Source organism: Arthrobacter sp. SPT-J7, assembly GCF_059089965.1.
Map to the genome: position 1 here is coordinate 1 of NZ_JBNHFF010000154.1, position 8,159 is coordinate 8,159.

At 64.8% G+C, this 8,159-nt stretch carries 7 protein-coding genes; all 7 read right to left on the bottom strand.

Annotated elements, in window-relative coordinates:
- Positions 1 to 957: glutamine-hydrolyzing GMP synthase (guaA, locus tag AC5RWX_RS27600; protein WP_494099447.1), on the bottom strand; the 957-nt coding region annotated here is incomplete at its 3' end.
- An 87-nt stretch (positions 958 to 1,044) separates the two neighbouring features.
- On the bottom strand, positions 1,045 to 1,560 hold the full coding sequence (locus AC5RWX_RS27605; RefSeq protein ID WP_494099448.1) for a DUF3817 domain-containing protein: 516 nt from the start codon (positions 1,558 to 1,560) through the stop codon (positions 1,045 to 1,047).
- Entirely contained in the window at positions 1,557 to 2,414 is an 858-nt protein-coding gene (locus AC5RWX_RS27610; RefSeq protein ID WP_494099449.1) for an SURF1 family protein, read from the bottom strand. The genes AC5RWX_RS27605 and AC5RWX_RS27610 overlap by 4 nt, the downstream gene beginning before the upstream one ends.
- 105 nt (positions 2,415 to 2,519) lie before the next feature.
- Complete coding sequence (locus AC5RWX_RS27615) at positions 2,520 to 3,008, bottom strand: PTS sugar transporter subunit IIA (RefSeq protein WP_163162053.1); 489 nt, start codon at positions 3,006 to 3,008, stop codon at positions 2,520 to 2,522.
- 41 nt (positions 3,009 to 3,049) lie between these two features.
- Positions 3,050 to 4,789 (bottom strand): glycerol-3-phosphate dehydrogenase/oxidase, encoded by a 1,740-nt coding sequence (locus AC5RWX_RS27620; RefSeq protein ID WP_494099450.1) that lies wholly within the window; start codon positions 4,787 to 4,789, stop codon positions 3,050 to 3,052.
- 103 nt (positions 4,790 to 4,892) lie between these two features.
- Positions 4,893 to 6,029: a GuaB3 family IMP dehydrogenase-related protein gene (locus tag AC5RWX_RS27625; protein WP_494099451.1), complete on the bottom strand. Its 1,137-nt coding sequence runs from the start codon at positions 6,027 to 6,029 to the stop codon at positions 4,893 to 4,895.
- Between the two features lie 296 nt (positions 6,030 to 6,325).
- On the bottom strand, positions 6,326 to 8,159 hold a 1,834-nt coding region (locus AC5RWX_RS27630), incomplete at its 5' end, for an ABC transporter ATP-binding protein (RefSeq protein ID WP_494099452.1).

Sequence of the window (8,159 nt, forward strand, 5' to 3'; positions counted from 1 at the left end):
CGCCTCTTCAAAGGCCCGGATGAATTCGCGGCCGATGATCTTGCGTTTGGTTTCCGGATCGCTGACGCCGGCAAGGGCTGAGAGGAAGCGTTCCTGCTCGTTGGCGACGTAGAGCTTGACGCCGGTGGCAGCGACGAAGTCGCGTTCCACCTGTTCCGCTTCGCCTTCGCGCAGCAAACCGTGGTCCACGAACACGCAGGTGAGCTGGTCGCCTACGGCGCGCTGGACGAGGGCAGCGGCGACGGCGGAGTCCACGCCGCCGGACAGGCCGCAGATGACCCTGGCATCGCCGATCTGCCTGCGGATGCGCTCCACCTGCTCCTCGAGGATGTTGCCCGTGGTCCAGTTCGGTTCCAGCTTGGCGCCCTTGAAGAGGAAGTTCTCCAGGACCTGCTGGCCGTAAGCGGAGTGCTTGACCTCGGGGTGCCACTGGACACCGAACAGGCCCTTCTCCTCGTTGGCAAAGGCAGCTACTTCAGCACCTGCCGTCGTCGCCAGGACTTCAAAGCCGTCCGGCGCCTCGTGGACGGAGTCGCCGTGGCTCATCCACGTGTTCTGGTGCTGGGGCATGCCTGCCAGGACCGAGCGGCCCTCGCCGAGAAGGGTGGTTTCCGTGGAGCCGTACTCCCGCAGCCCGGTCTTGTCCACCTTGCCGCCCAGGGCGTTGGCCATCGCCTGGAAACCGTAGCAAATGCCGAAGACGGGGACACCGGCCTCGAAAAGGTCGGCACCAACGCTCGGGGCACCGTCAGCGTAGACGCTGGAAGGGCCACCGGAAAGGATGATGGCGGCGGGGTTCTTGGCCAGGAGCTGCTCGGTTGTGTAGGTATGCGGAACCACTTCCGAATACACATTCGCTTCCCGGACGCGGCGGGCAATCAGCTGCGCGTACTGGGCACCGTAGTCAACAACCAGCACCGGCTTCTGGGAAGTCTGGGATGCAGTGGGAGTAGTCACCGTACTAGCCTACTGGGCGCCGTTGCACCGGCGCACCTTGAGGAGCTGCGCTGTGACGGAGCGAACTCCGGGCTTTCAAGCGGCTGCTTAGTACCTCTGGGGTGCCTGGGGGTTGGCCGCGAGCTCAGCTTCCACCTCGGCGTGGAACGTCTTCTCCACAATGAAGGACAGGAACGGAATGACTCCGCCCAAGGCCAGCAGGATCAGCTTCAGGAACGGCCAGCGCATGAGGGACCAGAGCCGGAAGTTGGAAATGAGGTACACCACGTACATCCAGCCGTGCACAATGAGGACCGCGACGGACAGGTTGACTCCACCCAGGACACCCTGCGGTTCCGCATCCGCGAAACCAAAGCCGAAGGGCTGGCCGCTGACGGCGTTGGTGCCGCCGGCAAAAAGGTACTTACCAAATCCGTACCGGGCGATCAGTTCGGCACACAGCAGCAGCAGCATGGCGCCCGTGAGGTAGGCCAGCACCTTGTAGAACTTCAGCGCCGAGCGGATCTGCGCCTCGGTGCCGCCGAAACGGCGCTTCTTTCCGGATCCCTTGCCAGCAGTATTGCTGCCTGCCGCGGTGGGGGTGGCCGGTTTCGGATCAATCATGGCTCTACCTTTTGCTGGTTCTGTTCAGGTTGGTGGGTTTGCGTGGGGCTTACCGGGACGTCGCCATCGTCATCATCGAGGTCTTCCTCAAGATCCCGGTGGTAATCGTCCTTGACCAGCCGCCACCAGATGAAGAGGGCAAAGCCGGCGAAGACAACCCACTCAAGGGAGTAGAAGAGGTTGAGCCAGTTGATCTGCTGGGCCGGCGGCTGCGGACCGATCTGCAGGGGAAGGAAGTCCCCCGGTACTGCGGCGGGGCCGACGTCGGCGCCATCGGCGATTTCCGCAGTGGCGGCAACGAAACCCGGATAGCTGCTGACTTCCCAGTAGTTGATGAGCTCTGCCACCGAGACTGCCGTGGCCTCACCGGGGGCGGCTGCCCTGCCTGCCACTGGCGCCTCGGACGGCAGCAGCCGGCCGGTGAGTTCAATAATGCCCGACGGCGGTGCTGGCGCAGCTGCGGGGTCCGCCACCCATCCCCTCGCGACAGGAATCCACGTCTGGGGTGAGGCTGCAACGCCACTGAGCGCGGGGGCACCGGTGACGGCGAAGGCGGAGACCACCCAGTAGCCTGTTTTGCCGCCGTGCAGGCGGCCCGGGACCAGGACCTGCTTCGCCGGGTCGTAGGTTCCCTGCGCAGTGACCATCTGGTCGGCGTCGGTACCGTGGAAGAAGTCCCCGGGCTGAAGCGTTTCGGTCAGTGGCTGCACCTGCTCCGTGGACGGGTTGACCGGCGCCTCCGGCTGGGTGGAGCGTCCGAACTGCCATTGGCTGAGCAGCACGAAGACCCCGGAAATGACGATCGCGAAAATGAAACCTGCGATCCATCGGGGTTTAAGGGCTGTTTTCCACACGTCTTAACCGTACTTCGTCCCGCTGTAGAACAACTAAACGCCCGGGGCCGGAGAGGTGCTGCCCATCGGCCGCACCAGCGGGAAGGGGCGGAGTAGAAACAAGCGTCAGTGGTCGAAGAACACCAGGCTGGAATTGATGAGTTCCGCGATCACTTCGGCGTCGTAAGCACGGCGCAGCGATTCGCGGAACGACTCCTTGGACAGTGAACGGGCCAGGGTGGCCAGGACCTCGAGGTGGTCGGAGAAGGAACTCGCGGGCGTGGCGATCAGCAGGATCACCGTGGCCGGCCCGTCCGTGGCGCCGAAATCCAGCGCATGTCCGTACTTGGCGATGCCCACGGCGATCGAGGTGCGGGACACGAACTCGCTGCGGGCATGAGGCAAGCCGATTCCGCCGGGGAGCCCGGTGGCCAGTTGGTGCTCACGGGCATTGACATGCTTGAGGAACCCGGGCAGATCCGACACCCGTCCGGCAGCGAAGAGCCGCTCCGCAAGCTGGGTGGCGGCATCCGCCTTGTCCGATGCCTCCAGTTCCAGGATCACCATCTCGGGGGTGGTGAGTTCGGCATCGTACCGGTCAAGTGGTTCCGCCAAGGCGTATCCCTTCAGTCAGCAGTGCTGGCGCCGTGAATCCCTCAGCGCAAGGGCACGATGTCTTCCACACCCAGGCGGGCGGCGTCTGCGGATTCGTCGTCCGGCTGTTGCTGGCTAAGGCGTTCCGCCTCCACCCGTGCAATGTAGTGCCTGACCTCATTTTCACGTTGGGCGTCGCTCCAGCCAAGGACGTCACCCATCAGTTTAGCGACTACCGGCACGGCAGACACACCACGGTCCCAAGCCTCGATGGAAATCCTGGTCCGCCTCGTCAGGACGTCGTTGACGTGGCGGGCGCCCTCATGGCTTGCCGCATACACCGCCTCAGCCTGCAGGTAGTCGTCCGCACCCGGGATCGGTTCGGCAAGGGCGGGGTTCTCCGCGATGATGGCCAGCACCTCCGGCGTCAGGGACCCGTAGCGGTTGAGGAGATGCTCAATGCGGGCCACGTGGACGCCTGATTCCTCTGCCGTGCGGTTCCGGCGGTTCCATGCGGCTTTGTACCCGTTCGCCCCCAGCAGCGGGATGGTTTCCGTGCAGCTGGGAGGTACCCGCTCGTCCATGGTGCGTGTTGCCTCATCCACTGCGTCCTTGGCCATGACCCGGTATGTGGTCCATTTTCCGCCGGCCACCACCACCAGGCCGGGAACGGGGTGTGCCACCACGTGCTCCCGCGACAGCTTGGCGGTGGAGTCGTTTTCGCCGGCCAGCAGCGGACGCAGGCCCGCGTACACACCTTCCACGTCTTCCCGGGTGAGCGGGCGCTTGAGGACCTTGTTGACGTGTTCCAGGATGTAGTCGATGTCCTTGCTGGACGCGGCGGGGTGGGCTTTGTCCAGGTGCCAGTCGGTGTCCGTGGTGCCGATGATCCAGTGCCTCCCCCAGGGAATGACAAACAGCACCGACTTTTCGGTCCGCAGGATCAGGCCCACTGTGGACTGGAAACGGTCGCGGGGAACCACCAGGTGGATTCCCTTCGACGCCCGGACCTTCAGCTGGCCGCGCTCGGTGACCATGGCCTGGGTTTCGTCCGTCCAGACTCCGGTGGCGTTGATGACCTGCTTGGCCCTGATGTTGAACTGCGTCCCGTCCTCGTGGTTGACCACCTTGGCTCCCACCACGCGTTCACCTTCGCGCAGGAAGTCCACCACGGCCATCTGGTTCACCGCGTGGGCGCCGTAGTAGGCAGCTGTCCGGATGAGGTTGGCGCAGTATTTCGCGTCGTCCACCTGGCCGTCGTAGTACCGGATGGAGCCCACGAAAGCATCGTCCTTCAGGCTCGGCGCGGCCCGCAGCGTACCCCGCCTGCTGAGGTGTTTGTGAAACGGCACTCCCCTGCTGTGGCCGCTGGAGATGGACATGGCATCGTACAGTGCGATGCCGGCGCCCACGTAGGGGCGCTCGACGAAGGGCCTGGTCAGCGGGTACAGGAACGGCACCGGCCGGGCCAGGTGCGGCGCCAGTTCGGAGAGCAGCAGCCCGCGCTCCTGCAGCGCCTCCTTGACGAGGCCAAAGTCGAGCATTTCCAGGTAGCGCAGCCCGCCGTGGATGAGCTTCGAAGACCTGGAGGACGTACCGGCGGCCCAGTCGTTGGCCTCGACGATCCCCACGTCCAATCCACGGGTCACCGCGTCAAGGGCTGCACCGGTACCCACGATGCCGCCACCGACAATCAGGATATCCAGTTCCTGTCCCGGCTCGGCGGTTGCACGCAGCCGCTGGATGGCCGCTTCCCTGGCTGCGGGGCCAAGGGCCCCTCCGTTAGCAGGAACACTCTTCATTGAACGCCTCCAGTGCCACTAGTCCCGGTTGTGAAACCACACTACTTCGTTGCGGCACGCTTGGGCAGGGCGGCATGGAGCGATTCGGCCCTGCCGCCGCAGGTCAGTTCCCGGAGTAAGGGGAAACCACGACGTCGACCCGTTGGAATTCCTTCAGGTCCGAATAGCCCGTGGTCGCCATGGAACGGCGGAGCGCGCCGATAAGGTTTGAGGTTCCGTTGGCGTGGTGGCCAGGTCCGAAAAGGACTTCTTCGAGCGGACCCACGGTACCGACGTTGGCGCGGTCACCGCGGGGCAGTTCCAGGTGGTGGGCTTCCTGGCCCCAGTGCCAGCCCTTGCCGGGCGCCTCTTCGGCCCTGGCGAGCGCGCTGCCCAGCATCACGGCGTCGGCGCCCATGGCAATTGCCTTCACAATATCGCCGGAGGTGCCCATGCCGCCGTCGGCAATAACGTGGACGTAACGCCCACCGGATTCGTCCATGTAGTCGCGGCGGGCAGCAGCCACGTCGGAAATTGCCGAAGCCATCGGTGAGTGAATACCCAGGGCACGGCGGGTGGTGGCAGTGGCGCCGCCGCCGAAGCCCACCAGCACGCCGGCAGCCCCGGTACGCATCAGGTGCAGCGCCGGCGTGTAGCCCGCCGCTCCGCCGACAATCACGGGGACGTCCAGTTCGTAGATGAACTGCTTGAGGTTCAGCGGCTCGTGGTCCTTGGACACGTGCTCGGCGGACACGGTGGTTCCGCGGATGACGAAGATGTCGACGCCGGCGGCCAGCACGGTCTTGTAGTGCTCCTGCGTGCGCTGCGGGGTGAGGGAACCGGCCACCGTCACGCCGGCCGCGCGCATCTCCGCGAGGCGGGAGGTGATCAGCTCTGGCTGGATAGGGGCCTTGTACAGCTCCTGCATCCGCCCCGTCACGGCGGGGCTGTTGGTTTCGTCCTCCAGTGCACCGATCTCGTCGAGAATGGGCTGCGGGTCCTCATACCGGGTCCAGAGGCCCTCGAGGTCAAGGACGCCCAGGCCGCCGAGCTTGCCCAGTGCAATGGCTGTGGACGGGGACATGGCCGAATCCATGGGAGCGGCGATGACGGGCATCTCAAACTGGTAGGCGTCGATCTGCCAGGAGACGGAGACGTCCTTGGGGTCGCGGGTACGACGGTTGGGGACAATTGCAATGTCATCCAGGGAGTAGGCACGACGCCCACGCTTGCCACGGCCGATCTCGATCTCGTAAGTCACTGCTCTAGGTTATCCCAGCAGCGGTGCTGTCCACGGCTACAGCGGGCCTTATGGGCGGAGGCTGAGTGTTTGACGGTCACATTGCAGGGCTTGGGACGGCCTCGGGACTGCGGGCCGTGGTGGGGGTCAGCTGGTGAGCAGTAACTGGCTGAAAAGCCGGTAAGCCTGGCTCTCCAAGGGTTAGGCTTCCTCGGCTTCCGGGCCCCGGCCGGCAGGGTTCCCTGGCCGTGGAGCCGCTTCCGCGAGGGGCCCGGCCTGGGCTTGCGCGGGCAGGGAATTGGCGGGAACCTGCGGGGTCAGGGGCTGGTGCTGTTGGTGAGCTGGGATTCGAACATCCTGAAGTAGCGGCCGCGGAGCGCAACAAGCTCCTTGTGTGTCCCCTGTTCCACGATCCTGCCGTCCTCCAGCATGTACACGACGTCCGCCTTTTCGATGGTGGCGAGCCGGTGGCTGATGGCGATGATGGTGCTGCTGCGGTCCGCGAAGAGACGGGTGAAGATGCGGTGCTCGGCGAGGGCATCGATGGCCGACGTTGGTTCGTCCATCACCATGAACGAGGCGTCACGGTAGAAGTTGCGGGCCATTGCCAGCCGCTGCCACTGGCCGCCGGAGAGCCCGCTGCCCTTGCGGCCGCGGGGGTCTTCCATCCAGTTGCTGACGTGGTTTTCCAGGCCGTTCGGCAGCTTGTTGATGAATTCCAGCGCCTCCGCATCTGCTGCTGCCTTGCGGATGCGGGCGTCGTCCCGGGGCGAGTCAACATCACCGAAGTAGATATTTTCGGCGGCAGTGGCGAACTCGTACTTGAGGAACTCCTGGCTCAGCACTGCCAGGTGCCTGTGCCAGGAGGTCACGTCGACGGCGGCGAGATCCACGCCGTCGAGCATGACCTGTCCGGAGTCCGGGCGGTAGAGGCCGGCCAGGATCCGGATCAGGGTGGACTTTCCGGCGCCGTTCTCCCCCACAATGGCAATGTGCTGGCCTTCGCGGATGGTCATGCTGATCCCGCGGATTACCTCGATCTCGCTGCCCGTGTACGTAAAGCGGATGTCTTTCAGCTCTACGGTCCTTGGGGATTCGAGCAGCGGAGGCGCATGCTCGGAATGCACCGGCAGGGCCATAAACAGTTCGTAGTCCTTGAGGTTCGCCAGGTCCTCGTCGATGGAGCTGAGGGAGGACACCAGGTTGTTGGCCGTGGACAGCGCCCGGCTGACGATCTGCTGCACATAGAGGAACTGGCCAACGGGTTGTGCCCGGGCGATGATCTGCCCCACCACCCAGAGCAGTGAAACCACCTCCGCACCGTATTGCAGGGCATCTGCGGCGAGCTGCTTGGGGATGTATCGGCGCTGGAAATCAAGACGGCGGCGCTCGTCCGCGTCACGGAGGCGGGAGCGGAGTTCCATCAGGAAGCCCACAATGCCGTAGAGGCGCATCTCGGCGATGTGCTGCGGCCGCAGGAGGTTGGTTTCGATCATCCGCCGCTGCCGCCGGGAATCCACCTGCGTGTTCCAGTGCGCAATCTGCTCCCGGGACAGCTTGAACTGCAGGTAGACGCTGGGCACGATGGCTACCAGGACAATCACCGCAATCCACCAGCTGACCAGGAGCAGGGCTCCCACCGCAAGGATGACCGAGACAAGCTGGGTGAAGATCGCCGCGATCCGGTCCAAGACCCGGGCATAGGAGTCGGAGAACCGCTTGGCACGGTCGTACAGGTCAACGGTTTCCTTGTCGTCGTAACGCCAGAACTCGAGGGCAAGGAACCGCTCATACATCTGGTCGCCCACGATGGCACCCACCTTGAAGCTCATCAGCTGCTGGATGTAGCGGTCCACGCTGGTGAAGGCGCCCCAGAAAAGACCCAGGGCGGCGGTGATGATGACGTAGACAATCGCAAGCTGGCCGGCTGCGGCGTCACCGGAGTACGCGGCTGCCAGTGCGGTGGTGGTGAGCGCGGCGAAGTAGGTGGTGAACAGCGGCAGCACGGCCGAAATCAGCGAGCCGAGCACTTTCATGACCACCGCGCCCGGGGAGGCACGGAAACTGACCCGCAGCACCTGCGCTACCGCGCGGGCGTACGGACGAAGGGCCAGCCGTCGTTGCGGCTGGCCCTTCGTCCGGTCAGGAACC